Genomic DNA, 25,871 nt, shown 5'->3' with positions numbered 1-25,871 from the left:
AAGTCGCGCTGGTCAGTGGCTGTGCTCGGCGGAACCCTTGCCCAGTTCAGCCTTGATGGCGAAGCTGCCGGTGGCGGCATAGCCGGTACCGGCATCGAGGCCGGAGATAATCTCGACGGACTTGCCATCGGAGCGTCCCACGCGTACTTCCCTGGCCACGAAGCCATCCGCATCACGGACGAACACCACGTTCTTGCCCTCGACCGTCTGGATGGCATCGGCTGCAACGGCCACCGGGACCTGTGTCTCGCCGGCGATCACCTCGACATTGACGAACAGGCCCGGACGCCAGAGGTCACCGGTATTGGGCAACACCACATGGGCCTTGGCCGTACGGCTCTGTTCGCCGATCAGGGAGCCGACGTAGGAGATCTTGCCTTCGGCACTGGCATCGAAGGCGGTGGCACGCACCACCACCTTCTCACCGACCCGGACCACCTGCATGTCCTTGGGCGAGACGATGATCTCGGCCCAGACACTGGCGAGATCGGAGATCAGGAAGGCATTGGCGTCCTCGCGCACGGCCTCGCCCAGGCCGAGATGTTTCTCGACCACGATGCCGTCGAAGGGCGCGCGGATTTCATAGCGGTTGAGGTTGCCGGACGATGTGCCCGTCGCACCGATGGCCCGCAGCTTCTGCTGCGCATTGCGCACCGCCACTTCGGCCTCGCGCAGCGCGGCTTGCGCTTGCAGATAATCCTGTTCGGCAGAAATCTTCTGTTCCCACAGGTGCTTCTCGCGCTGATACGCGCTGCGGGCCAGCGACAGGCGCTGTTCTGCATTGAGCAGATCGGAGCGCTGCTCGGAGACGGCACTGCTGCTGATGACCGCCAGCACCTGCCCTTTCTTGACCTTCTGGCCCAGATTGGCCGAGACCGATTCGACGATGCCGGCGACCTGCGGCACCACGTGCGCAGTGCGATCTTCATTGAAACGGATCTCGCCCGGCAGCTGCACGGTCGACCTGATCTGCAGGGGACCGGCCGTGTCGACCCGGATGCCGGCAGCGGCAATCTGTTCCTTGCTCAGGGCGATCTTTCCTTCTTCCTTGTGCTCACCTTCCTTGTGCTCGTCGTCCTTGTGCTCATCATGCGCACTCTTGTCCTTGTGACCGCCCTCTTCACGATGCTCGCCATCTTCCTGATGAGCGTCCGGCCTGGCGTTGCTGCCCTGAGCGGAGTTGTCCTTCATCAGGATGATTCCCGACACGAGCGCTGCAATGGCGATGATCGCCGCGATGGTGAATGTCTGCTTCTTTGTCATGGTTGTTCTCACTCTGCTGGAAGGGTCTCGACGCCGGCCAGACGATCAAGATCGGCGGCGGCCTGGAAGGCGGTGGACAGGGCTTTCCAGTACTGCGCCTTGGCCTGGAAATAGGTGCGCTGGGCGTCAAGGACGTCCAGATAAGCGAACTTGCCGGCTTCAAATCCGGTACGGGCGGCCTGGTAGGCCGATTGCGCGGCCGGGACGATGTCGTTGCGCAAGGCCGTGGCCTCTTCCCTGGCATTGCGCAGGCGCTCGAAGCCCTGCGCGGCCTCGCCCTGCATCTGCACCTCGGCCACCGCCAAGGCATCGCGTGCGATATCGACGCGCTTCAAGGCTTCCAGCTCATTGCCCTGGTTGCTGTCGAAGACCGGGATGGGCACGGAGACACCCACCACCCACATGTTGCGGGCACTGGATTCATCGCGCTTGTTGCCCAGGGTCAGGCTCACATCGGGTGTGCGCTTGCTGGTCTCGATCCGGGCCAGTGCACGGCGGCGCTCGACTTCAAGCCGGGCCAGGCGCACGGCCGGACCGTTGGCGACCTGTTCGGTCAGTTGTGCAATCGCCGGCAAAGGCGGCAGGGACTCGACGCCGCCTTCACTCAACTGAACGCGGTCATTGCCACCGCCCCACATCATCGCGAGGGTTCTCCGTGCGAGGAGCAGCTCGCTGTTGGCTTGACTCAGCTCCAGTTGCGCGCCGGACTGCGCCACCTGCGCCTTGGTCTGTTCGACGGGAGAAATCTTGCCTGCCATGACGCGCCGACCCGTCATCTCGGCCGAGGTCTTCGCCAATCCGAGCAATTCGCTGGCAAGACGCTGCCGCTCGGTGGCGACCATCACATCGACATACGCGGCCACCACGGCGGCGCGCAGTTCGCTGCGTTTGGCGGCGTATTCCAGCACGGCCATGTCGCGGGCACGCTGCGCAGCCTCGATGCGGGCACCGCGCTTGCCTCCGAGTTCGATGGCTTGATTGATCTGGTAGGTGGTGGTGCGGCTGGATTTGCGGACATCCTCGATCAGTGCCGAGAATTCCGGATTGGGCCGGGCACCCGCTTGCAGGATCGTGGCCTCGACGGCCTCGATCTCTTTACGGGCGGCGGCCAGCGTCTTGTTGTGGTCAAAGGCCAGGCTGATCGCGGCTTGCAGCGAGAGCGGGCCGGCTTCCCGGTCCAGGGCGGATGCCGTGGCGGGCAGAATGGATTGCGGGTTGGATTGCGCGGGTGATTGCGCATGGCTGGAACTGGCCGCAAGCAGCGCCAGCCCCAGCGTGAAGCTGTGACGAAACATCGAATTCTCCGGTGATGAAAAGGGGAATTCGGCGAGAGCAGATGATGGGAAAGAAGTGTCCTCGCCGACTCAGGCGGCGAGCAGCCAGTTGGGCTTGTCGGGCCCGTCGGCGATGTGGGAGGCAGGATGGGAACCATGCTTGAAATGGGCGGACACACACGTGGCCAGCGGCGCGATGAGGAGCCTGCTGCCGGCCTGTACCGACTTCATGGCGCAGAAGTGGCAGAGGGAACAATCCAGGTCGAGCTCCCCTGCTTTGGATTCCTTGGATTCCTTGGAGTCCAAGGATTTCGCCTGCGCGTGCGTCTCGGCGGCGGGGTGATCGTGATGTCCCAGGTGCGCGGACGTACTCTCCTTTTCCGCCTGGCAATACGATGCCACGGCCGCCCAGGAGAGCTGCATCGGCAACAGGAAAGCAAGCAGGAGAATCAGTGCGCGCATGGTGGAAATGAGAGATGGCGACCAGCCAGTCCGGTCGGCAGCCACGGGATGGGGAGGCGACGCTGGCAAGAAGCGGGGGCGATTATGCACCGTCGTACAGCGACGCGTCAAAGGACTTGCGCTGTGCGGGCCTGCATCGGCTGACCCGGACGCGTGGTTTCCGGGAATGAATTCTAAGAAGCGGGTGGAGACAGAAAGATTGCCGAGTCATTACAGCGCTGTAATGACTTCGGCCAGGCTGGCCTTGCATCAGCAAGGCTGATCGGCTGAATCGGCAGGACCGATTTGCACTACCGTGAGTCGACTCTCTAGTATCCGTGCATGGCCTCCTGCGAGGAGGAATGCGGCATCTTCACCAGCACTCCATGAAAGACACACGATGAATACGCAAGCCATCCGCTATCACCAGTATGGCCCGCCCGATGTCATGGCCCTGGAAGCCATTGCGCAGTTCCCGCTGGAACCGGGGCAGGCCCGCGTCAGCCTGCGAGCAGCGGGCGTGGCACCGCTGGATGCCAAGCTGCGCGCGGGCCTGCTGCAAGCTCAGCTGGCGTTGACGCTGCCCAAGGTACCGGGCCGCGACGGTGCCGGCGTGATCGTTGAATCGCGGGCGGAGGGTCTCCCTGTCGGTGAGTCCGTGTGCGTGATGGCCGACATGTTCGGCCAGGGCAGCTACGCCGACAGCATCGTTGTGCCTGCCGCGCGCGTGGTCAGGCAGCCGTCCACGCTCTCGACCAGGCAGGCAGCCGCCTTGTTGCAGCCCGGTGCCAGTGCCTGGATCCCCATCGTCAGGACGGCGCAGGTGCGCAGCGGGATGAAGGTACTGGTGCACGCCGGGTCGGGTGCAGTGGGAAGTCTGATGATCCAGCTGGCGCTGCATCTGGGGGCCGAGGTCTGGGCGACCTGCAGCAGCGCCAACCGGGACGACGTCCTGGCACTGGGCGCGACCGGCGTCATTGCCTATGACAAGGAGGATTTTTCGGCGCTGCGTGGAGTGGATGTCGTCTTCGACCTGGTGGGCGGGGACACCCACGACCGTTCCTATCCGGTGCTCAAGCCGGGCGGCCAGTTGGTCTGGCTGGTCGCGGCACCGATCCGGGAGCGCGGCGAGGAATTCAAGGTGCGCGTGGTCCGCGCGATGATTGATGATGCCCCGGAGTGCCTGCGCGCGGTGGCGAAGCTGGCAGAGGAACGCGTATGGGTGCCGACGGTCGGCCAGTGCTTCCCGCTGGCCGAAGCTGCCCGCGCGCATGCCTTGCTGGAGTCAGGCAAGGCAGCGCGCGGCCGGATCGTGCTGGATATCCCCTGATTCAAACATGGGGGCGGAATGTTTGAATTTCCGCCAGGGTCGCCCTCCGCTCAACGCGCAGCTTGACCGGTCTGTTCCGCAAAGGGCAGCGCGCCATCGCCGTGGCGCACATGGAAGACATTCAGGGTCATCGCCACCAGGGAGTAGTAACCCAACAGACCCACGAGATTGACCAGCACCTCGATGCCGAAACGCTGTTCGGCTTCCCGGTACAAGGGGTCGGAAATGCGTTTGGTCTCGTAGAGTTCCTCCACCAGTTCCCAGATCATCTGTTCATCACGCGCAGCGAAGTCAGGGCGCTCGCCGCGACGGATCCGTTCGACGTTGGCCGCGTCCAGTCCCGCTTCGATCCCGATCGGATAGTGGATCTGCCATTCGGCCTGGGCTTGCCACCTGGCGGCGGTGCACAGGATGGCCAGTTCCGACAGGGACAAGGGCAGCTGCGTGTGATAGCGGCAGAATGCGCCCAGCTTCTGCGCATGCTGGGCCAGTTCGGGACTGTGGATCCAGGACAGGAAGGGGCCGGCGAGGTTGCCGCGCGGGCCCTTCAGGATATCGTCCAGGACTTCCTTTTGGGCCGGCGTGGCGGTGGAGACGTCGACGGCGGGGAGACGGGGCTGGCTCGTGTCTTGCTGCATGGACTTCCTTGGCAAAGGCGGGAGTGACGGAAGCGAGCATGATAACGCCCGATCCGGCTGCGGGGCACCAGCCTAGTGTGCAGCTCATCTTGCCCGCCGCCTCTCCACGCCCGACTATGTTCTGCGAGGGCGCAATGGCCTACTGGCTGGACAGCACACCCAGGACGATGAATCCCGCCAGGGTGATCAGCTGCAGAACGAACAGGATCGACACCGGCTTGTTCTGCCAGGGCTTCTGAATGCAGGCGTAGATCGCCAACAGACAGCCGCCGGCAAATGCAGCGTACAGGACGAAGTTGAACAGTGCCCCGATCAGGTAGACGCCGGCCATCGGGCCCATCCCGGAAGCACCGAACCTGGCCGTGGATATCGTCAAGACCGCCAACCCCACTGGCCCCCAGAACAGCAGCCCCGAGAGGAACAGCACCAGACTGCCCCATGGGTTGCGCACGGCAGCGGCCGGGGATGGAGAATTTTCCGGCGACGGGATTTCCGGGGTTGGAGTTTGGGGTGAGCGGGATTCTGGCGATGAGTTTTCTTGTGGTTGCATGGCGCGCGGGATCTCAGGTAGAAACGGAAACTACCGGGAACCGACGCCAGCGGCGCAGTACCGGACAGTGCTGCTGTAGAGTCCTTTCCGATTCCGGAAGTTCTCGCTTGGCGAGAATTTTCTTTCATATTGCTGCAGCCATTTCCGAGCCACGGCGCCATACCCTCCTCGCGACGGCAGCGCCGAGACTGAGGCCCGGACCTCTTCAATCCAGACCGCGCTTTCCCGCTGCCCAATAGGCCTTGGCCTTGATGCTGCGGTTGCTGACCCCGGCATCGTTGAGACCGCGCTTGACTAACTGAATGGCCGCCGCGCGTCCGGCGAGAATGAAGTCCGTATCGGGAAAAGCCGCTCGCAGTATTGCTTCGCTGATCCGCGCCAGATGCATATCGGCCGATTGACGCTGCACGAGCATCGCATCGTGCAGGCCGAGCGCTTGCAAGACATCACGTGTCTGCGCGACATCGTCCACCTCGAAGACCATCACCGCCCCGGCATGCGGCCGCGCCTGTACCAGCGCAGCGGCCAGTCCGAGGCAGGTTTCATCACCGAACAGCAGAGGCTGCTGCAATCGGCTCACCTCCAGCGAAGCGCGCGGTCCCATGAATGACAAAGGTGTTCCGGGCCTGACCCTGTCAAAAAATGCACAGGTCGCTGTCCCGCCATGCAGGTAGACGATGAATTCTGCACAGCCTTGCGCCGCATCCCAGGAGACTGGCGTGTAGGTGCGATTCTCGAAACCCCTGCCCAGGCTGAGCTGTATCTTGTCGCCCGGCGTCCAGTTCTGATGCTTGAGCGCATCGCCCTGCAAGCGGATGCGCACATACTGCGCGCCCAGTTTTTCCACCGAGCCGATGGTCGCCTGTTTCAGCAGGACTCTCTTGAGCATGCGCGTGAAAGCGCCGTCGGCGGGCGCTTCCTGACTGATCTCATGACTCCGTTGCTGGTTCGCCGTGCTGCGCATGCTCATTCCTTTCGTCTTGGGGATGACAGCATGACGAAACAGCACAGCGATTTATTGTCACCAGGTGAGCGGCCAATGCGCCTCAGCGAATCGCCTGCTCCGGCATGGCCGAGGAGTGATGGTGGGCGATGAGCCACTTGCCGTCCTGCCACTCATAGACATAGGTGTAGCGCGCCTGCACCTTCTTGCCATCGGCGAACTTGAAGGTGTAGGTGCCGACGTCCTGGGCCACGTTGCAGCCGATCTTGACGATGCGGCTGTCGATCGTGCCTTGCGGACCGCTCTTGAGGAACTTCACGAAATAGTCGCGAATCTCGGCCGGGTTGGTGCGCGGCTGGTTGGAGACGGTCGGCAGCAGCACGCCGTCGGCAGCATAGTTGGCCACGACCTGGTCCGGATCACCCGTGCGCAGGGAGGCGTTCCAGCGATCGAACAAGGCTTCGATCTGCTTCGGGGTGGCGGCCGCGCAGGCGCTGGCAGGCTGTGCGGCCGCTGCGGTCTGAGCCGCAGCCGGCAGGGCGGTGGCGATGCCAAAACCGGCCAGGGTCAACAGGGGGATGGCGATACGATAGTTCATCAGGTTTCCTCTCAGGGGGACTGGTTCAGATGCCGTCTCCGGCACCGCGCCACGAAGACGGCGCAACACCATTCTGGAGAGGCGAGATGAACCTCAACCCGCGATTTCCATGAAGGCTCGCTGAGCGGAAGATGAACGCAAGATGAACGGCGGCCGCTGGCCGGCCCTTCACGCAGGCTGGTCGTCGAGGCGATAACCGAGTCCGCGCACGGTCTTGAGCAGGGGCAGATCGTGGCCCTCGTCGATCTTGCTGCGCAGGCGGCGAATGTAGACGTCGACGATGTTGGTCAGCGGATCCTCGTTGGCCCCCCAGACGTTGGAGAGGATGCGCTCGCGGCTGTAGAGCCGGCCCGGTGCGCTCATCAGCAATTCCAGGAAGGCCAGTTCCTTGGCCGTGAGCGTGATGGGCTTGCCGGCGCGCGTGACCTGCATGCGCTCGCGATCGAGCACCAGATCGGCCACTTCCAGCACGGTCGCCACGGTGCGCTGCTCGCGTCCGCGACGCAGCAATGCCTCGATGCGGGCCAGCAATTCCTCGAAGGCGAAGGGCTTGGTGAGATAGTCGTCCGCGCCCAGGCGCAGGCCGGCGACGCGGTCGTCGACATCGCTGAGCGCCGTCAGCATCAGGATGGGGACGTGATTGCACTCGGCGCGCAGTGTCTGGCACAGTTCCAGCCCGGTCATGCCGGGCAGCATCACGTCCAGCAACAGCAGCGCATGCTCGCCTTCGCGGGCCAGCTGCAGGCCGTCCGGCCCGGTGCGCGCATGCTGTACGCGGTAGCCTTCGGCACGCAGTCCACGCGAGAGGAAATCGGCCACGCGGGCGTCGTCTTCGATGATGAGGATGTTCATGGTGATGCAGGATCAGTGGTATCGGCTGCCGGATATCGGTGCGGGATGGCGCGGCAAGTCGATGGTGACGCAGGTCCCCTCTCCGGGTGTGCTCTGCAAACGGATCTCCCCCTGATGCGCATGCAGGATGGCGCGCGCGATCGACAGCCCGATGCCGGTCCCGTCGGCCCGATGCGCCCGCGCACGGCGGCCGCGCACGAAGCGCTCGAAGACCTGCGGCAATTCGTCGGCATCGATGCCGATGCCCTGGTCGGTGATCAAGATCTGCACCCGATCCGGCTGCTGCAGGCATTGCACGCTCACCACGGCCCCGCGCGGGGAATAGCGGATGGCATTGTCCAGCACGATCACGATGGCCTGGCGCAGGCGCTCGGCATCCGCCATCAGCCAGCAGGCATCGGCCTCGGGGAAAGGCAGGCGCTGCACGCTCACCTGATTGTCCGCGCCCAATGCTTCGGCAACGTCGGCCGCATCGGTGAGCAGTTCGTGCAGCTGGATGGGCTGCGGCTGCATCACGATCTGGTCGGCTTCGGCCTTGGCGATGAGCAGCAGGTCATTGATGCGGCCGGTGAGCTGCTTGCTGTCTTCGACGATGCGCTGCAGCGCCTGGCGATATTCCTGCGCCGGCTTGTCCGCGCCGCGCAGGGCGATCTCGGCTTCGCCACGGATGGCGGTGGTGGGCGTACGCAATTCGTGGCCGAGATCGGCGAACAACTGGCGTCGCCGCAGGTCGATGTGCTGCAGGGTTTCATGTGCATGGCGCAGTTCGCCGGTGCGCGCCTCCACGGCCTCTTCCAGCCGGCGCCGGGCGGCATCGGCATCGGCGCGGTGCTGCTGCAGTTCGGCGGCCATGGCATTGAAGCCCTCGGCGACGCGATCGAATTCATCGCCGGAACCGACCGGTACACGATGATCGAGCTGGCCCGCGCGCAAGGCGCGCACGCCATCCAGCAAGCGTTCCAGCGGCCGTTGCAGACGGCGTCCCAGGTGCAGCGCCAGCAGTGCCGCTCCCAGCAAGGTCATGATGACCATGAAGATGGCCTGGGTCCGAACCCGGTCCAGGCCGCGTTCTGTGGCCAGGCGCGCAATCGGCACCGCCTTGCGCTGGCGCTCGATGGCCCCGTTGAGCAGCTCGCGCAGATCGCGTCCGCGCGCCATGTCGAAGACTTGATTGATCTCGCGCCAGACGCCCGAGAATTCGGCATCGCCCCGCAAGGGGGCCAAGGCCAGCAGGCGGGTCTGCACGGCGGCGATGTTGTCGCTCAGCAGGTCAGCCACCGACGCCAGCTGTTCGACATCGGCGGGGATCGGCACCTGGTCGCGCGCGGCGATCTCGGTCCACAGCGTGATGTCGCGCCGTGCCAGTAGCTGCAGGCGCGCGGCACTCTCCTGCATGCTGGCCAACAGGCGGTCGCGTACCTCGGGCGAGGCATCGGCATCCATCAGCTGCTGCGAAGCCCACACGCGCAAGCGCTGCTTGTTGGCGGACAGTTCCAGCAGCTCGGACTGGATGTCGCTGGCCAGCCGGCTGTGCTGCGCATAGTCATTGACGCGGTTGGCACCCCAATAGACGAAACCGGCCTGCACGCAGACCAGCACGACCAGCAAACCAAAGGCGAGAGAAAGCCTGAGACGAAACATGAGCGATGCACGAGGAGGGGCAGGGAACGTGGAGTGTACACGGAACAGATCACCGCAAGATCACGGCTGACCGATGCCCGCGCCCCCGGTCCCGCAAGATGACCCGCTCTCCCCTGCTCCGCCTGGCCCCGCTGGCGCTGTTCCGGCAAACCCTCCCCTCGGATCTCGACCACCTGGTCGCCCTGCGCATCACCGCCATGCGTCCCAGCCTGGAGCAGATCGGGCGCTTCGATCCGCAACGGGCGCGCGAACGCTTCACCAGCGGCTTCGTGCCGGAAGCGACTTTCCACATCATGCAGGCGGGCCAGGCCGCCGGCTTCTTCGTGCTGGAGCGACAGACCGATACCCTGCGCCTGCGTCACCTGTATCTGCACCCGGACTTCCAGCACGGTGGCCTCGGTGCGCAGGTGCTCAGGCGCATCCTGGCCGATGCCCGCCGCCATGGCTGCAGCGTGCAGCTGGCCGCACTGCGCGACAGCCCCGCCAATGCCTTCTACCAGCGCCATGGCTTCGTGCAGGTCGGCGAGGAAGAATGGGACATCCATTACGAGCATCCCCGGTCTGCAGACGCCACCGCAGTGCATGCACCTGAAGCTGGCGTCATACGCTGGCTGGAGCAGGCCGACCTGCCCGCGCTCGATACGATCCTGCGCCAGCATGTCCGCGATCTGCACGATGGCAGCGTGGTTGAGGCCGAGATCGCCGCCATCCGGCAATGCATGAACGGCGAGCGGGATGCCGATGGGCGCTATCGCAGCTATCTGGTGGCGCGCGATGCGCAGGGCGTCGCGCTGGGCTGCATGGCGCTGTCGGGTCCGGACGCGCGCATCAGCCGCCATCTCGCACTGGATACGCAGGGACCAGGGAGCGCGCTCGAATTGCTCAACGTCTTCGTGCAGCGCGACGCCATGCGCGGACGGGGAATCGGTCGTGCGCTTTTGCAAGCCGCCTGCGATGAGGCCCGTGCGGCCGGGGCCACCACATTGGTGGTCAACAGCGGGCCGCGCTATCGCGCCAGCTGGGGTTTCTACGACCATCTTTTCGATGCCGGCCACGGCTGGATGATGGATTACTACGGTGCGGGCCGGCATGCCAGGGTATGGAGCATGGCGCTCTGATCATCACGATGCAGGAGATCAATCGCGGTCGATTCATCGATGCCAGAGATGAATCCCTCAGCGGATCGTCGCCCGCAACTGCGCAATGAGCCACATCAGCACCGGATTGTTTTCCTTGTAGCGATGCCACTGGATCATTTCCACCAGCGGCGGGATTTCCAATGGCAGCGGCACCATCTTCAAGGGTAGACAGCGCAGGTATTGCTCGGCCAGTCGCTTCTGCACGGTAGCGATACGCTGCGTACCGACTACGTAGCGCGGCACGCAGTTGAAGGTGATCGCGCTGACCTCGATGCGGCGCTCCACCTTCTTGCGAGCCAGCACCATGTCGCTGTGGGGCAGGCCGCGGAAGGCGCCGGCCTTGACCATCACATGTCCCAGGCTGAGGTACTGCTCCAGACTGATGTGCTCGCCAAAGGCGGCATGGTCGCGGTCGGCCAGGCAGACATAGCTGTCCTCGAACAGCACCACCGCCGGATGCTGCGACGAAATCAGGTTCTCCGGCATGATGAGCAGATCGATCTCGCCCCGGTCCAGCGCCTCGCCATGGGCGTCGCTCGGCGGCACCAGCTCGAAACTCAGACCGGGCGCGGCCTGCATGGCCTGCTTGAGCGCATCGGCCATGGCCACCGTGGACACATAGTCCGACATCATGATCGTGAAATGCTGGCGTACCGTGCCGGGATCGAAATCGAGCTTGATGTCGATGGTGGCCTGCACCTGCACCAGAATGTCGCTGACCGAGGCGGCAATGCGCTCACCCAGCGCGGTGGGCACCATGCGCCGCCCGACCAGGGTCAGCAGCTCGTCGTCGAAATACTCGCGCAGCCGTGCCAGCGCCCCGCTCACGCTCGACGGGCTCAGGTGCAGGTGCTGGCTGGCACGGGTCACGCTGCGCTCCTTGAGCAGCACGTCCAGTACCAGCAGCAGGTTCAGGTCCAGTCCCTTGTAATGCATGTGTGGTCTCCTCGGCGGGATGGGAAGGCGCCTTGCGGGCGCTCTGAGCTTTCGATGATACCGAATGCAAGTTTCGAAACAAACGATTTTTCAGAAACATCCCTGTCCTTTATAGTCAGTGCCACAACAAGCAAACCGCCGCCGTGCAGGCCCGCGTTGCCGGTGGCGACAACCATGGACGAGACATGAGACTGGTCAGTTTTATCGATGACACCGGCGTGGAAATCGGCGCCCTGGCCGAAGGCGACAGCGTACTGGTGCGCCTGCAGGCCGCCCAACAGTTGCGCAACGGCAAGAATCATCCCCATCTGGCCAGCATGCTGGCCTTCCTCGTTGGTGCCGGGGCGGCGCGCGAGGCCGCCAGCCGGGCGCTGGACTTCGCCCTCAGCGAGCGCCCGGACAACTGCCTGCGCGATCCGGGCAGGGTGGCACTGCTCTCGCCGGTGCCGCGCCCGGAATCGATCCGCGAATTCATGAACTTCGAGCAGCACGTCATCAACGCCACCCGCAAGTACGGCATGTCCCCCTGGCGCGCCCGACTGGACCGCTGGGTGGAACGCCGCTTCGGACGCGATGCGAGCCAGGCCAAGAAACAGAACCGGACCTGGTACGAACGCCCGGTGTATTACAAGGGCAACCGCTTCTCGGTGGTCGGCCACGGTGCCGATGTGGTCGTGCCGGGCTACACCCGGGTGTTCGACTACGAACTGGAATTCGGCATCTACCTCTGCGAGGGCGGTCGTGACATCCCTGCTGCGCAGGCGCGCCAGCATATCGGCGGCTATACCGTATTCAATGATTTCTCGGCACGTGACATCCAGGGCAAGGAAATGGGAGGCCGCCTGGGACCTGCCAAGGGCAAGGACTTCGACACCGGCAACAGCATCGGCCCGGTGCTGGTGACGCCCGATGAGATCCCCGATCCCTATGGCCTCTGCATGACGGCCCGCATCAATGGTGAGGAAGTCTCGCGCGGCAGTTCACGTGACATGTATTTCAGCTTCGAGGAGGTGATCGAATACGTCTCCCGCAGCGAGACCCTGTATCCCGGCGAATTCTTCGGTTCCGGCACCTGCTCGGGCCCGCAAGGCATGGGCTGCGGGCTGGAACACGGTCGCTTCCTCAAGGCCGGTGACGTCATCGAACTGGAAGTGGAGCGTATCGGCGTGCTGCGCAATCGCATCGTGGCCGCACAATGACGCCGCACGGCCGCGCAAGCCGTGCAGACACTATGCGAATCTGGCAAATCATTTATATAAAAAACAAGCAGGAGACCGTCGTGCGACAACTCAACAAAGTGCTGTTCCTGGCTGGCCTGGTGATGCTGATGTCGTGGGTGCAAGTGGCCCGCGCCGAGGACAAGATCATCGTCGGCTACACCGCCATTTCCGATTTCGCTGCCGCCTATGTGGCCAAGGAAGAAGGCATCTTCAAGAAACACGGGCTGGATGTGGACCTGCAGCTCATCACGCTGACCTCCAACATCCCGCCCTCGCTGCAATCGGATTCGATCCAGATCGGTGGCGTGGCGCCCAGCGTGCTGCTGCAGGCCGCCAGCAGCGGCCTGGATCTGGTGGCCGTGGCCGGGGCCAGCCTGAGCGACAGCCAGAGCGACAATCCCGGCATCGTGATCAAGGCCGGCAGCACCCTGCACAGCGCGCAGGACCTAGTCGGCCGCAAGGTCGGCGTGCCCGGCCTGGGTGGCGCGCTGCACGTGCTGGTGCGCCGCTGGCTGGCGTTGAAGGGCGTGGATTACCGCAAGGTCAGTTTCGTCGAGGTCGCTTTCCCGCAGATGAATGACGTGCTCAAGGGCGGCACCATCGATGCGGCGGTGGTGGCTGATCCCTTCATGGGCCGCATCGTGCAGTCCGGTACCGGCACGGTCATGGCCCATCTCTCGCGTGATCTTCCGGATGGCTTCTCGGTGCTGCTGTACGCCGCCACGCGCCAATGGGCCGGCAAGAATCCGGCCGCACTGGCCAGCTTCCGCAAGGCCATCGCCGAAGCCTGCGTGCTGGCCCAGCAGAATCCGCAACTCATGCGCAAGGACATCGGCAAGTACGTACGCGTGCCATCGGCGGTACTCGAACAGCTGCCGGTGCCGCGCCTGTCGGCCGAGATCTCGCAGGAACGCCTGAGCTTCTGGACCAACGCCATGCAGCAGCAGGAAATGTTCAAGACCCTGCCGAACTTCTCCACCGTGGTCATCAAGTAGGAGCTGCCATGCAAGCCTCCGTCATCACCCTCGACAAGAATCTCGCCCCCGGTCCGCTGGCCGCACGCGCCCCGCAGGAGGTGCTGCGCCTGGACCAGGTCTGCCTGGACCTGGGCGGCCGACGCGTCATCAATGACCTCGATCTCTCCATTGCCCGTGGCCAGTTCGTCTGCGTGATCGGCCCCTCGGGCTGTGGCAAGACCAGCCTGCTGCGGCTGCTGGCGGGGCTGCAAAGCCCGGCCGGCGGCAGCATCAGACGCAACGGCCAGCAGGTCCGCGGCCCGGCGCGGGACGTGGCCATCGTCTTCCAGGATTACGCCAAGGCCCTGCTGCCCTGGCGCAGCGTGGCCGGCAATGTCAGCCTGGCACTGGAAGCGGCGGCCATTCCGGCCGCCCGGCGCCGACTCCGCATAGAGGAACTGCTGGCCAAGGTCGGGCTGGCCCGGCATGCGGATCACTACCCGACGCAACTCTCCGGCGGCATGCAACAGCGCCTGCAGATCGCGCGCTGCCTGGCGCAGGAACCGGCCATCCTGCTCATGGACGAGCCCTTCGGTGCGCTCGATGCGATGACCCGCCAGAGCCTGCAGGACGAACTGGGCCACATCGTGGCCGAGACAGGTACCACGGTGGTGTTCATTACCCACGATCTGGAAGAGGCGATCTATCTCGGCGACCGGGTCATCGCCCTGCGCGCCAATCCGGGCGCGGCCCGCAGCAGCGTGGCCGATGACATCGCGGTGAACATCGCGCGCCCGCGCGACCAGTTGACCACGCGCGAACTGCCGGAATTCCTGCGCCTGCGCCGCTACCTGTTCGACTTCATCCAGGAGCACAGCCAATGAAGATCTCCGCCCTCAAAGGCCTGGCCGTGCCGCTGGCACTGGCGCTGCTGGCCGAACTGGCCATGCGGCTGTCACCCACGCAAAGCGAGGCGCTGGCCATGCCCAGCGAAGTGCTGACCGCGCTGGCCGGATCGGCAGCCAGCGGCAGCCTGTGGCAAGGCAGCCTGCAAACCCTGGGGGCCGCCTTTGGTGGCGTCGCCCTCGGTGGCGTGGTGGGCTTGCTCATCGGGATCTGGTTCGGGCTGTCGCGCCTGAGCGCCCGGCTGGCCGGCATGACGGTGCAGCTGCTCATGCCGATTCCCTCGGTGGCGTTGATTCCCTTGTCGATGATGATCTTCGGTTTCGGCTACCGCATGGAGATCGCGGTGGTGGCCTTCAGCTGCTTCTTCCCCATGCTGCTGCTCACGCGGGCGGCCGTCTCGCAGGTCGAGCCGCGCTTGCTGGAAGTGGCCAAGGTGATGGGTCTGGGCGCGCGCCAGACCTGCCTGAAGATCATCCTGCCCGCCGCCGCCCCGCGTATTTTCAACGCCTTGCGGCTGGTGACGGGCATTGCGCTGGTGGTCTCGATCACGGTGGAAATCGCCGCCAATCCGCACGGCCTGGGCTACGCCATGATGATGGCGCAACAGAACCTGCAGCCGGCCGACATGCTGGCCATGCTGCTCTGGATCGGCTGCCTGGGCTGGGCGCTCAATGGCGCCATGCTGCGTCTGCAAGGCCGCGTCTTCCGCATGAACCTGAGTCCTTCCAAGGAGCCGGCATGAAACCTTCCTCCACGACATGGACCTGGGCCGGCAGTGCTGCCGTGACACTGTTGCTGGTACTGGCCTGGGGTCTGGCGGCGCAGATGAAATGGATTTCGCCGGTGTTCCTCCCCAGTCCGCTGGCCACCCTGGCCAGCCTGCTGGAGGGCTGGCGCAGCGGTGAGCTGGCGCGCCTGACGGCAGGCACCATCGAGCGCATGATCCTGGGCTGGCTGCTGGCCTCGCTGCTGGGCATTGCCCTGGGGGTGGCCATCGGCGTGTCGCCGGCGCTGCGCGCCTGGCTGCAACCCTCGCTGGAATTCATCCGCCCCCTGCCGGCTTCGGCGCTGGTTCCGGTGGCCATCGCGCTGTTCGGTCTGTCGCCGGCGATGGTGCTGTTCGTCATTGCCTTCGGCGCGATCTGGCCGGTACTGCTGGCCACGGTGCACGGCTTTGCCAGCATCGAGCCGCGCCTGCAGGAAGTGGCACGCATGCTGGGTCTGTCACGCAGTGCCTTCATCCTCAAGATCGGCTTGCCCAACGCCCTCATCGATGCGCTCTCCGGCATCCGCCTGTCGCTGACCATCTCGCTGATCCTGGCGGTGGTAGGCGAGATGCTGACCTCGCAGGATGGCCTGGGCAGTACCATCCTGCAGGCGGCCCGCTCCTTCCGTGCGGCCGACCTGTTTGCCGGAGTGGTGCTGCTGGGGCTGATCGGATTTGCCAGCAGCCTGTTGCTGGATGCCCTTGAACGCAGCCTGTTGCGCTGGCGCCGCTGACGCGGCCCGACTGATCTCACCCGACTCAATCCGCGTTTTCCCGCCTGGCCGGTCACGTCCCGTGTGTCCGGCAGGGCCGCTGTACGCCAATTTTTCCAGGAGCCTGCCATGACCCGACGTTTCGTCGATATCTCCATCCATCTCGAAAACGATGTGATGTCCGACCCGCCCGGTCTCAATCCGCGCATCGACTACACGCACCACCAGATGAGCTATGCCCAGCTTGCGCCCTTCTTCCCCGGTCTGCGCCAGGAAGACCTGCCCGCCGGCGAGGCCTGGGCGGTCGAAGACGTCAGGCTCAACACCCACAACGGCACCCATCTGGATGCGCCCTATCACTTCGCCTCCACCATGAACCATGGCGAGCGTGCCATCACCATCGATGAAGTGGACCTGAACTGGTGCTTCCAGCCGGGCGTGAAGCTGGATTTCCGCCACCTGCCCGATGGCTACGTGGTGCAGGCCGCCGATGTCGAGGCCGAGCTGGCCCGCATCGGCCACACTCTGCAGCCGCTGGAGATCGTGCTGGTCAATACCCGCGCCGGCAGTTGCTATGGTTCGCCGGAGTACGTGCGTGCCGGCTGCGGCATGGGTTACGCCGCCACGATGTACCTGCTCGAACGCGGCGTGCGCCTGACCGGCACCGATGCCTGGAGCTGGGATGCGCCCTTCGTCCATACCGCGCAGAAATTCAAGGAGACCGGCGATGCCAGCCTGATCTGGGAAGGCCACAAGGCCGGACGCGACATCGGTTACTGCCACCTCGAAAAGCTGGGCGGACTGGAGCAATTGCCGGCCAAGGGCTTCCACGTGGCCTGTTTCCCGGTCAAGATCCGCGGCGCCTCCGCCGGCTGGACGCGCGCCGTCGCCATCTTCGATCCCCTGCTGCAACAGGGATAGCGATTTCCTGCTCCGCAAGGAGAAGACCTGTCCGACCACCCCGACAACAATCAGAGGAGACACTTCATGGGGAAGACAACACCAAGGCAACTGATACTGGCCGCCACCGCCACCGCCCTCCTGCTCAGCGCAGCCAGCCCGGGCTGCCGGGCGCAATCCACGGTGACGGTCTACGGCACCATCGATTCCTATCTCGGCAGCACGCAGCTGGCCGGACGGGATCGCACCAGCGTCGTCAACGAGGGCGGCATGAGTTCGTCCAACATCGGCTTTCGCGGCGCCGAAGATCTGGGCGGCAATCTCAAGGCCGTGTTCGATCTGAACGGCTTCTTCAGCAGCGATACCGGTGCCTCGGGACGCTTCCCCGGCGATACCGGCGGTGGCGTTCTGTTCGGGCGGGCCGCGCGTGTCGGTCTGTCGGGTGACTTCGGCAAGCTGGAAGCCGGCAGCGGGTCCACGCCCTACTTCATCTCGCTGATCGCCTTCAATCCCTTCGGGGATTCGTCGGCATTCTCGCCCATTTTCCTGCATACCTTCACCGGCGGCCAGTTCCCCATCAGCAGTCCGCCGATGAGCGGTGGCTCGGCAGCCGGCGGGGCCGACACGCGCATGAACAACATGATCCAGTACCAGTCACCGGACATGGGCGGCCTGCGCGCCAGCCTCCAGTACGGCATGGGCGAGGTGGCCGGCGACAGCAGCAAGAACCGCATCAGCAGCGCGCTGTTCTATGCCAATGGCCCGTTTGGAGCCACCCTGTCCTATGAGCGCGATACCACCTCGCTGCTGGTCAACCAGGCCCCGGGGGTGGCTCCGAACGAAACCCGCCAGAGCTCCTGGATGGGTGGCCTGAGCTACGACCTGGGCCTGGCCAAACTGTTTGCGCAATATGAGCAGACGCGGCAGGTCTTCGATGTCGCCAACGGCGACCGCGTCTTCAAGACCTGGCAACTGGGCAGCAGCGTACCGCTGGGTCAGGGCAAGGTATTGCTGTCCTGGGCGCACTCCAACATCTCGCTGCCGGCGGGCGTGTCGCCCTACACCATCGTGACCGGCTTCGCACGGCCACCGGCCAGTGCCGCCACCACCGGCGTGAACCCGGTGCGCAATACGGTCTCGCTGGGCTACGACTACCAGATCTCGCGTCGTACCGATCTCTACGGCATCGTCATGCGCGACCAGTACACCGGTCTCGACAATGGCAACAGCCTGGCGCTGGGGATCCGGCATCGCTTCTGAGGCCGCTTTCCGCTCATGCGCCAGATCGATCATCGACAGCTCATTGATCTCTGGCACAGATAAATGGCAAACGGCAACAAGTCCGTTCCGCCTTGCGCATTCCTGAGTCATCTCTTTGCACCAGCACGGTGAATTCCGCCGCGTTGGTGCTTTTTTTTGCATTGGCACATTTCCTGCATGACGGGAAGTGTTGCAGCGGCGCCGCGCCGTCTCATCCGGCTATCGCCGCACTGCAACAAATCCTTTACCATGCGCCCCAGCGGCGGCTGCCGACGACAGAAGGCAGCCGCACACCGATGGCCGATCCGGCTTACCCGCCGGCTGAGCCATTGACGTGACGCGTTCGTTATCCACGATTGATGATTGGTATTGCCATGACGACTTCCACTGCGGATTCCTCGCCCTCCTCGCCGATTGCCTCCGCGCCTCCTGCGCGCGCAACGCCTCCTGCCACCCCGGCCGTGCGCCACAGCTGGATCGACAACCTGCAGGGCCAGCTCTTCGGGGTGGTGATGATCGCCTTCGGCATGTCCATGCTGCACAGCCTGGGCCTGATCATCGGCCAGATCGCCGGCGTGGCCTTCCTGGTGACCTATGCCACCGGGATCAGCTTCGGCATGGCCTTTACCCTCATCAACCTGCCCTTCTACCTGCTGGCCGCCCTGCGCATGGGTGCGGCCTTCACCTGGCGCACGCTGGCGGCCGTCACCGCCGTGTCGGTCCTGACCAACGTGGCTGGCAACTACATCAGCTACAGCCATCTCGATCCCGCCGTCGGTGCCGTGCTGGCCGGTCTGTGCGTGGGCATTGGCCTGATCGGCCTGTTCCGCCACCAGGCCAGCTGCGGCGGCATGAGCATCCTGGCCACCTATGTGCAGGAACGCACCGGCTTCAAGGCCGGCTGGCTGCTCATGGGTTTCGACCTGGCGCTGTTTGCGACGGCGGCGCTGTTCCTGCCGATGGATCGCGTGTTCTATTCGCTGGTGGGCGCCATCACGATGAACCTGTTCGTGGCGTGGAATCATCGCTACGAGTGGTATATCGCCCGCTAGCGCTGGCAGGGGAAGCGCCGGGCGGGGCGATTCCATTACAATCCGGGACATCCATGCATCGCACGAATCTTGCTCGCGATGCGGCCAGCCATTGTGATTCTTAGCCCTGCCCGCCATGAGCCAAGTCCTGAACTACCTGATCACCGCCCGCCGCTGCGAAGCGGAAGAACTGCAACGCTTGGCACACACCTGCCAGCTGGTACTGACCGTGGGCAAGCTCATCCATTGCCTGCAGCAGGAACGCGGCCTGTCCAACATCTATCTCGGTTCGCGCGGCGAGCGGGATGCGCAGGCCTGGCAGGAGCGCGTGGCCGCCAGCCAGGCGGCCCAGTGCGAGTTCGACACCTGGCTCGGCTCCACCGTCCCCGACAACGCCCTCTCCAACGGCGCTCGCCTCTACACCCGCATCGCCTTCGCCCTGCATGCGCTGGACGGGCTGCCCAAGCTGCGCGCCGATGTCGCCGCACTGGCCTGCACCCCGGCGGCCAGCTACGAGCGTTTCAAGACCGTGGTGGGTGCCTTGCTGGCGCTGGTATTCGAAGCCGCTGACGTGGCGGTGGATCCGCAGATTTCGCGGTTGCTGGTGGCGCTGTTCAACCTGATGCAAGGCAAGGAATTTGCCGGCCGCGAACGGGCCGCCGGAGCTGCCGCCTTCGTCACGGGCAAGATCACGCGCGAACAGGAACAGACCATCGAGACCCAGATCGAGATGCAGGAACAGGCCCTGCGCCGTTTCGAATCCTTCGCCGAAGGCTTCCGCAATGAATGGAGCGCCATGCAGGCCACGCTGCCGCTGGCCGATCTGGAACGCCTGCGCCGCAAGCTGCTCACCGCCCACGGCCGGCCGCTGGATCCCGAGCTGGCCGATGCCTGGTATCAGTGCTGCTCCACCCGCATGGACGGCCTGCATCGGGTCGAGATCCATCTCGCGCAATACGTGCAGTCGCAATGCCAGGACAAGATCCGCCAATTGCAGAAGGACCTGGACCATCAGGGCCAGTTCTTCACGCAGGCCGATGACCGTGATCCGCTGGCCTCGCTGACGGCCTTCGCCTCCGGCCTGGATGGCCAGCCGTTGCCGGACGGCTCGCTGAGCGCGGGCGTGGGCCCGCACCTGACCCAATCCATCGTCGACATCCTGCGCACCCAGTCCGAACGCCTGCAGAACCTGACCCAGGAACTGGCCACCGTGCGCGAGAGCCTGGAAGAACGCAAGCTCATCGAACGCGCCAAGGGCGTGCTGATGATGAAGCAGGGCCTCAACGAAGAGGCCGCCTATCGCCTGCTGCGCAAGCATGCGATGAACCAGAACCGGCGCATTGCCGAAGTGGCGCAGGCGATCCTGTCGCTGACCGAGATCCTGCCGGACGCCTGATCCGGCCTCCCTGCCCTCGCTCTTTCAAGCAGCCAGCAGCCGGCTTTCGATGTGACGCTGCCCGGCCAGCGGCCGCCCATGGGCGCGCTGCAGGGCATCGGCCACACCCAGCAGCCTCTGGTCGCTGAAGGCCGGACCGAATACCGTGATGCCCCAGGGCAGGCCGTTCTTCATGAAATTCATGGGCGTGGCCACGGCAGCGTAATCCAGCATGTTCATGAAGTTGGTGTACCAGCCCAGGTCCGAATTGCGCTGCACCGGCTGCTCGCGCAATTCTTCCAGCGTCACCGGGCGCGGATAGGCCGGCGTCACCACGCAATCGACGGTGGCCAGGATGCGGTCGCATTCGGCCTTCAGTTGCTGCAGGCGATATTGCGCGCGGAAGGTATCGACGGCACTGAACTGCGGCGCCTTGCGCAGCACGTCGCGAATCACCGGCAGGATTTCCTGAGGCTGTTCCTGCAGCAGTGCCTCGATGGTGCTGTAGCGTTCTGCTACCCACGGCCCTTCGTAGAGCAGACGCGCTGCCTCCAGGAAGGGAGTGAAATCGATAGTCACGGGCACGCCGCCGATGGCCTCCATCTGCTCCAGCGCCTCCACGAACAGGACCGGACTCTCGCTGCAGCCGAGGAATTCCAGCTGGCGCGGCACCCCCACGCGCAAGCCTTTGCGCGGTGGCTGGAAGGCCGCTGCATCGTTCTGCGGCAGGTTGGCGCGGCTGTATTCATCGCGCTCATCGGGCTGCATGGCCTGCGTGCAAAGCGCCAGCAGGTGGCTGGCCTCGGCCGCCGTGGCAGTGAAGAAGGTCACGCAATCCAGCGTGCGGCAGGCGGGGACCACGCCGGCAGTGGAGAGCAAACCCTTGGTCGCCTTCAACCCGACCAGATTGTTCAGGGCGGCGGGAACGCGGCCACTGCCGGCGGTATCGGTGCCCAATGCAAAACTGCTCAAGCCCAATGCCACCGCCAGCGACGAGCCGGAGGATGAACCGCCGGAAGGATAATCCGGATGCACGCTGTTGCGGCAAGCGCCATAGGGCGAACGCGTGCCGTTGAGGCCGGTGGCGAACTGATCCAGATTGCATTTGCCCACGGGGATCGCGCCCAGTGCGATGAGCTGCGCCACCAGCGTGGCGCTCTCGCGCGGCACGTAGCTGAAGGCCGGACAGGCGGCCGTAGTGGGGATGCCGGCCAAGTCGATGTTGTCCTTGATCGAGAACGGCACGCCATACAGGGGCAGGCTGTGCGGGGATTGCCCTTCCAGTGCCTGCAGGTAGGGCTCGGTTTCCTCCTCGCTCAACAGGTGGATGTAGAGCCGGTATTGCGGGTTGAGCGCGATGGCACTCTCACGCAGGCGGCCGATCACGGCGCGCGGCGACAGGCTGCCATCACGATAGGCCGCCGTGAGCGCATCGATGCGCAGGTCAAAGGAATGGATCATGCGGCCTCCTCTTCAGTGTTTTCCATGACCAGCACGCACTGTCCCGCGCGCACCGGACTACCCGGCTGCACCCGCACTTCGGCGACGATGCCCGCTTCAGGCGCGGTGATGTTGATTTCCATCTTCATCGACTCCAGGATCATCAGCAGCTCACCCTGCGCCACACGCTGGCCGGGGCTGACCTTGACCTGCCACAGGTTGCCGGCAATCGGCGCATCCACCGCCAGCTGGCCCGCCTGCAGCGGCTGGTGCTCCTGCACGATGGCGCTGCTCTCCTCGCTCTCGTAGTTGGCCTGGCCGCTGGCGATCCAGCGCTGGCGTTCGGCATCGAAGGCAGCCTGCTGGTGCTGGCGGAAGGCAGCAATCCCCTCGGCTTCGCGCTGCAGGAACTCCTGGTAGTCCGCCAAGTTCAGCTGCGTCTCTTCGATGCCGACCTCGAAGCGGCCCAGCGGGAAATCGCGGCGGATGGTCTGCAATTCGTCGGCCGTGACCGGATAGAAACGAATCTGGTCAAAGAAGCGCAGCAACCACGGCTTGCCCCGGAAGGCCGCGACCTCGCGATAGCGGTTCCACATCTGCAGCGTGCGGCCCACGAACTGGTAGCCGCCCGGCCCTTCCATGCCATAGATGCACAGGTAAGCGCCGCCGATGCCCACCGAATTCTCGGCAGTCCAGGTGCGCGCTGGGTTGTACTTGGTGGTGACCAGGCGATGGCGCGGGTCCAGCGGTGTGGCCACCGGTGCGCCCAGGTAGACGTCACCCAGTCCCATGACCAGGTAGCTGGCATCGAAGACCGTCTCGCGCACTGCACCGATATCCTTGAGGTCGTTGATGCGGCGGATGAATTCCAGGTTGCTCGGGCACCAGGGTGCATCCTTGCGCACCGTGGTCATGTATTTCTCGATGGCGAGCTGGCAGGCCGGATCGTCCCAGGACAAAGGCAGGTGCACGATACGCGACGAAACCGTCAGGTTTTGGCGGGCACAGACGGCGTCCCATAATCCGGCGATGGTCTCCAGCAGCCTTGGCAAGGGCAGCGCTTCCGGCTGGTAATGCACCTGCAGCGAACGGATGCCGGGGGTCAGGTCGATCACGCCGGGCAGGGCCTGTTCTTCCAGCGCCGCGATCAGGGCGTGCACGCGGAAGCGCAGCACCAGGTCCAGTTGCGGGCTGCCGACTTCCAGCAGCAGGTTGGCATCGCCCGACAGGCGTGCCACCAGGCGCTGTTCATCCTGGCCCAGGTCCAGCACGATGGGCGAGGCCAGCGGTGCAGGCGACCATTCCACCGGCTGCGCTTGCAGGCTGGCGATACCGGCGTGCGCGGCCAGGGCAATGCGGCGTGCCGTGCTCACGTCCACCGCAATGAAGCGGACCTTGTCGCCCGCCTTGAGCTGGCCGATCTGCCAGAGATCGGCCTCGATCACCGTGACCGGGCAGACGAAGCCGCCCAGGCTGGGGCCATCCGGTCCGAGGATCACCGGCATGTCGCCGGTGAAATCGACGGCACCCACGGCATAGGGATTGTCATGGATGTTGGAAGGATGCAGCCCGGCTTCGCCGCCGCTGTCGCGCACCCATTCCGGTTTGGGACCGATGAGACGCACGCCGGTGCGGCTGGAATTGAAATGGACTTCCCAGTCGGTGGCGAAGAAGGTCTCCATGTACGCCGGCGTGAAATACTCCGGTGCTCCGTGCGGACCATAGATCACGCGGACCTGCCGCACCGTCTCCAGCGCGGGATACAGATCGGCCGGCACGACCTGGCCGGCAGCGGGCATCTCATCGCCGGCCAGCGGCAGCAGATGCAGGATGTCGCCACTGGCCAGCGCGCGGCCCGCGTGGCCGCCGAACTGGCCCAGCGTGAAGGTGCTGCGGCTGCCAAGATAGGCCGGGACCTGCACGCCACCGCGCACGGCCAGGTAGCTGCGCGCACCGGCCCCGCTGATGGTGCCGAGCTTCAATGTACTGCCGGCCGCAATATGCAGAACGGTGGCCATGGGCTGGGCCACGCCATCGAGCAGCACCGGGATCACGGCACCGGTCACCACCACGCAGGCGGCGGTATTGAAGCGCAATACCGGGCCCATCATGGTCACTTCCAGTGCGGCCGCATCCTCGGCATTGCCCAGCAGGCGATTGCCCAGCCGCAGGGCGCGCTCATCCATCGGCCCCGAGGGCGGCACGCCGACCGCCCAGTAACCGACGCGGCCGGGATGGTCCTGCACCGTGGTCTGGGTGCCGGGTGACAGCACCTCCACGGTATCGGCGCGATAGACCAGTTGTTCCAGGCAGCGCGTCCATGGCTGGCCGCTGGCGAAGGGGACATCGTCGAGGATCTGGCGCAGGTAGTGCTGGTTGGTCTCCACGCCGTACAGCGCGGTCTCGCGCAGCGCAGTATTGAGCGCCACACGGGCTGCTTCGCGGGTGGGCTGCCAGCTGATGAGTTTGGCGATCATGGGATCGAAATACGGCGGGATCTCGCATCCGGCCTCGACCCAGGTATCGATGCGCAACGCCTTTCCATCGGCGTCCGGGAAATCGACAGCGGTCAGCAGGCCCGGGCAAGGCTGGAACTGGCGGCCCGGGTCTTCCGCATACAGGCGCGCCTGGATCGCATGGCCACGCGGCTGCAGATCGGCTGCCAGTTGCGCCAGCGGCGGCAGGTCGCCGGCGGCCAGCTCGATCATCCAGCGCACCAGGTCCACGCCCCAGACCTGTTCGGTCACGCCATGTTCCACCTGCAGGCGGGTATTGACTTCGAGGAAGTAGAACTGCCCGGCCAGGCTGTCATAGACGAACTCCACCGTGCCGGCGCTGCGGTAGTTCACCGCCTTGGCCAGCTTGATGGCTGCCGCACACAGGGCGTCGGCCATGCCCTCGGGCAGGTTGGGGGCGGGGGTTTCTTCCAGCACCTTTTGATTGCGCCGCTGCACCGAGCAGTCACGCACACCCAATGCGATCACCTCGCCTTGGCCATCGCCGAAGACCTGCACTTCCAGATGGCGGGCGCGTTCGATGTATTTCTCGATGAAGACGCCAGCATCGCTGAAATTGTTCTGGCCCAGGCGCCGCACCGAATCGAAGGCATCGCCCAGTTCGGCATCGCTGCGGCAGACGCGCATGCCGATGCCGCCGCCACCGGCCGTGCTCTTCAACATCACCGGATAGCCGACGCGGGATGCAGCGGCCAGCGCATCATCGATGCTCTCCAGCAGGTCGGTGCCTTCCAGCATCGGCACGCCCTGCTCACGTGCCAGTGCGCGCGCGGTGTGCTTGAGCCCGAAGATGCGCAACTGCGCGGGCGTGGGGCCGACGAAGGCAATGCCGGCCGCTTCGCAGGCTTCGGCGAAGGCGGCATTTTCGGAGAGGAAGCCATAGCCCGGGTGGATGGCCTGCGCGCCGCTGTCGCGGGCGGCGGCCAGGATCTTGTCCACGGCCAGATAGGTCTGGGCGGCCGGCCCTTCTCCCAGCGAGATGGCGCGGTCGGCCTGCAAGACGTGCAGGCTGCCGAGGTCGGCTTCGGAATAGACGCACACGCCGGTCACGTCCAGCGTGCGCAAGGTGCGCAGGATGCGGCAGGCAATGGCGCCGCGATTGGCGATGAGCAGATGGTCAAACATGGAATGGGCCTGGAAATCCGGGTCGTCCCGTGATTCGAAAAACCGGCTCGCGGTCGTC

At 65.0% G+C, this 25,871-nt stretch carries 23 protein-coding genes; 11 read left to right on the top strand and 12 right to left on the bottom strand.

What is annotated here, in order from left to right:
* Positions 1-12: 12 nt before the first annotated feature.
* The 3 genes from ACWHXP_RS22695 to ACWHXP_RS22685 form a co-directional block, all read right to left on the bottom strand.
* A complete protein-coding gene (locus ACWHXP_RS22695) occupies positions 13-1,263 on the bottom strand; it encodes an efflux RND transporter periplasmic adaptor subunit (protein ID WP_489634989.1) in 1,251 nt (416 codons plus the stop codon).
* Between the two features lie 8 nt (positions 1,264-1,271).
* Positions 1,272-2,558 carry a TolC family protein gene (locus ACWHXP_RS22690; protein WP_489634990.1) on the bottom strand — a complete coding sequence of 429 codons (1,287 nt, stop codon included), beginning with the start codon at positions 2,556-2,558 and terminating at the stop codon, positions 1,272-1,274.
* Positions 2,559-2,627: 69 nt separating this feature from the next.
* Positions 2,628-2,999, bottom strand: a complete 372-nt coding sequence (locus tag ACWHXP_RS22685) for a cobalt transporter (protein WP_489634991.1) — start codon at positions 2,997-2,999, stop codon at positions 2,628-2,630.
* Between the two features lie 379 nt (positions 3,000-3,378).
* On the opposite strand from ACWHXP_RS22685, the gene ACWHXP_RS22680 reads away from it, so the two are divergent.
* Positions 3,379-4,308, top strand: coding sequence for an NADP-dependent oxidoreductase (locus ACWHXP_RS22680; protein WP_489634992.1), 930 nt, complete (start codon positions 3,379-3,381; stop codon positions 4,306-4,308).
* Positions 4,309-4,358: 50 nt separating this feature from the next.
* Here the strand turns inward: ACWHXP_RS22680 and ACWHXP_RS22675 are convergent, their stop codons facing one another.
* From ACWHXP_RS22675 to ACWHXP_RS22650, 6 genes are all read right to left on the bottom strand, one after another.
* The gene (locus ACWHXP_RS22675; protein ID WP_209533893.1) at positions 4,359-4,946 is read right to left on the bottom strand and encodes a carboxymuconolactone decarboxylase family protein; all 588 of its coding nucleotides are present in this window, start codon (positions 4,944-4,946) and stop codon (positions 4,359-4,361) included.
* Positions 4,947-5,085: 139 nt separating this feature from the next.
* Positions 5,086-5,496 carry a hypothetical protein gene (locus ACWHXP_RS22670; protein ID WP_134040196.1) on the bottom strand — a complete coding sequence of 137 codons (411 nt, stop codon included), beginning with the start codon at positions 5,494-5,496 and terminating at the stop codon, positions 5,086-5,088.
* Positions 5,497-5,701: 205 nt separating this feature from the next.
* Positions 5,702-6,466 (bottom strand): siderophore-interacting protein, encoded by a 765-nt coding sequence (locus ACWHXP_RS22665; protein ID WP_489634993.1) that lies wholly within the window; start codon positions 6,464-6,466, stop codon positions 5,702-5,704.
* 76 nt (positions 6,467-6,542) lie between these two features.
* On the bottom strand, positions 6,543-7,004 hold the full coding sequence (locus ACWHXP_RS22660) for an SgcJ/EcaC family oxidoreductase (RefSeq protein ID WP_489635830.1): 462 nt from the start codon (positions 7,002-7,004) through the stop codon (positions 6,543-6,545).
* Between the two features lie 201 nt (positions 7,005-7,205).
* Positions 7,206-7,889, bottom strand: a complete 684-nt coding sequence (locus tag ACWHXP_RS22655) for a response regulator transcription factor (protein ID WP_134134346.1) — start codon at positions 7,887-7,889, stop codon at positions 7,206-7,208.
* Between the two features lie 12 nt (positions 7,890-7,901).
* Positions 7,902-9,530, bottom strand: coding sequence for a sensor histidine kinase (locus ACWHXP_RS22650; protein ID WP_489634994.1), 1,629 nt, complete (start codon positions 9,528-9,530; stop codon positions 7,902-7,904).
* Positions 9,531-9,628: 98 nt separating this feature from the next.
* On the opposite strand from ACWHXP_RS22650, the gene ACWHXP_RS22645 reads away from it, so the two are divergent.
* A complete protein-coding gene (locus tag ACWHXP_RS22645; RefSeq protein ID WP_489634995.1) occupies positions 9,629-10,648 on the top strand; it encodes a GNAT family N-acetyltransferase in 1,020 nt (339 codons plus the stop codon).
* Between the two features lie 57 nt (positions 10,649-10,705).
* On the opposite strand, the gene ACWHXP_RS22640 is transcribed toward ACWHXP_RS22645, so the two are convergent.
* Positions 10,706-11,605, bottom strand: a complete 900-nt coding sequence (locus ACWHXP_RS22640) for a LysR family transcriptional regulator (RefSeq protein WP_489624038.1) — start codon at positions 11,603-11,605, stop codon at positions 10,706-10,708.
* Positions 11,606-11,790: 185 nt separating this feature from the next.
* Here ACWHXP_RS22640 and ACWHXP_RS22635 point away from each other — a divergent pair, with 185 nt between their 5' ends.
* The 9 genes from ACWHXP_RS22635 (at position 11,791) to ACWHXP_RS22595 (ending at position 20,753) form a co-directional block, all read left to right on the top strand.
* On the top strand, positions 11,791-12,804 hold the full coding sequence (locus tag ACWHXP_RS22635) for a fumarylacetoacetate hydrolase family protein (RefSeq protein WP_489634996.1): 1,014 nt from the start codon (positions 11,791-11,793) through the stop codon (positions 12,802-12,804).
* 80 nt (positions 12,805-12,884) lie between these two features.
* Entirely contained in the window at positions 12,885-13,820 is a 936-nt protein-coding gene (locus ACWHXP_RS22630) for an ABC transporter substrate-binding protein (protein WP_489624040.1), read from the top strand.
* Between the two features lie 8 nt (positions 13,821-13,828).
* On the top strand, positions 13,829-14,665 hold the full coding sequence (locus ACWHXP_RS22625; RefSeq protein WP_489624041.1) for an ABC transporter ATP-binding protein: 837 nt from the start codon (positions 13,829-13,831) through the stop codon (positions 14,663-14,665).
* Entirely contained in the window at positions 14,662-15,429 is a 768-nt protein-coding gene (locus ACWHXP_RS22620) for an ABC transporter permease (protein WP_489624042.1), read from the top strand. The genes ACWHXP_RS22625 and ACWHXP_RS22620 overlap by 4 nt, the downstream gene beginning before the upstream one ends.
* A complete protein-coding gene (locus ACWHXP_RS22615) occupies positions 15,426-16,187 on the top strand; it encodes an ABC transporter permease (protein ID WP_489624043.1) in 762 nt (253 codons plus the stop codon). Before ACWHXP_RS22620 ends, ACWHXP_RS22615 begins: the two co-directional genes overlap by 4 nt.
* A 108-nt stretch (positions 16,188-16,295) precedes the next feature.
* Complete coding sequence (locus tag ACWHXP_RS22610; RefSeq protein WP_489624044.1) at positions 16,296-17,087, top strand: cyclase family protein; 792 nt, start codon at positions 16,296-16,298, stop codon at positions 17,085-17,087.
* Positions 17,088-17,153: 66 nt separating this feature from the next.
* On the top strand, positions 17,154-18,326 hold the full coding sequence (locus ACWHXP_RS22605; RefSeq protein WP_489634997.1) for a porin: 1,173 nt from the start codon (positions 17,154-17,156) through the stop codon (positions 18,324-18,326).
* Between the two features lie 374 nt (positions 18,327-18,700).
* The gene (locus tag ACWHXP_RS22600; protein WP_232729514.1) at positions 18,701-19,378 is read left to right on the top strand and encodes a YitT family protein; all 678 of its coding nucleotides are present in this window, start codon (positions 18,701-18,703) and stop codon (positions 19,376-19,378) included.
* A gap of 115 nt (positions 19,379-19,493) precedes the next feature.
* A complete protein-coding gene (locus tag ACWHXP_RS22595; RefSeq protein WP_489634998.1) occupies positions 19,494-20,753 on the top strand; it encodes a nitrate- and nitrite sensing domain-containing protein in 1,260 nt (419 codons plus the stop codon).
* 24 nt (positions 20,754-20,777) lie between these two features.
* On the opposite strand, the gene atzF is transcribed toward ACWHXP_RS22595, so the two are convergent.
* Together atzF and uca are read right to left on the bottom strand one after the other, a co-directional pair.
* Positions 20,778-22,193: an allophanate hydrolase gene (gene atzF, locus ACWHXP_RS22590; protein ID WP_134134339.1), complete on the bottom strand. Its 1,416-nt coding sequence runs from the start codon at positions 22,191-22,193 to the stop codon at positions 20,778-20,780.
* Positions 22,190-25,813 carry an urea carboxylase gene (uca, locus tag ACWHXP_RS22585; protein WP_489634999.1) on the bottom strand — a complete coding sequence of 1,208 codons (3,624 nt, stop codon included), beginning with the start codon at positions 25,811-25,813 and terminating at the stop codon, positions 22,190-22,192. The genes atzF and uca overlap by 4 nt, the downstream gene beginning before the upstream one ends.
* Positions 25,814-25,871: the final 58 nt, after the last annotated feature.

The sequence above is a fragment of the Herbaspirillum sp. Her2 genome (assembly GCF_057961375.1).
The sequence above is the reverse complement of the archived record's forward strand: the minus strand, read 5'-3'. Positions and strand labels throughout refer to the sequence as shown.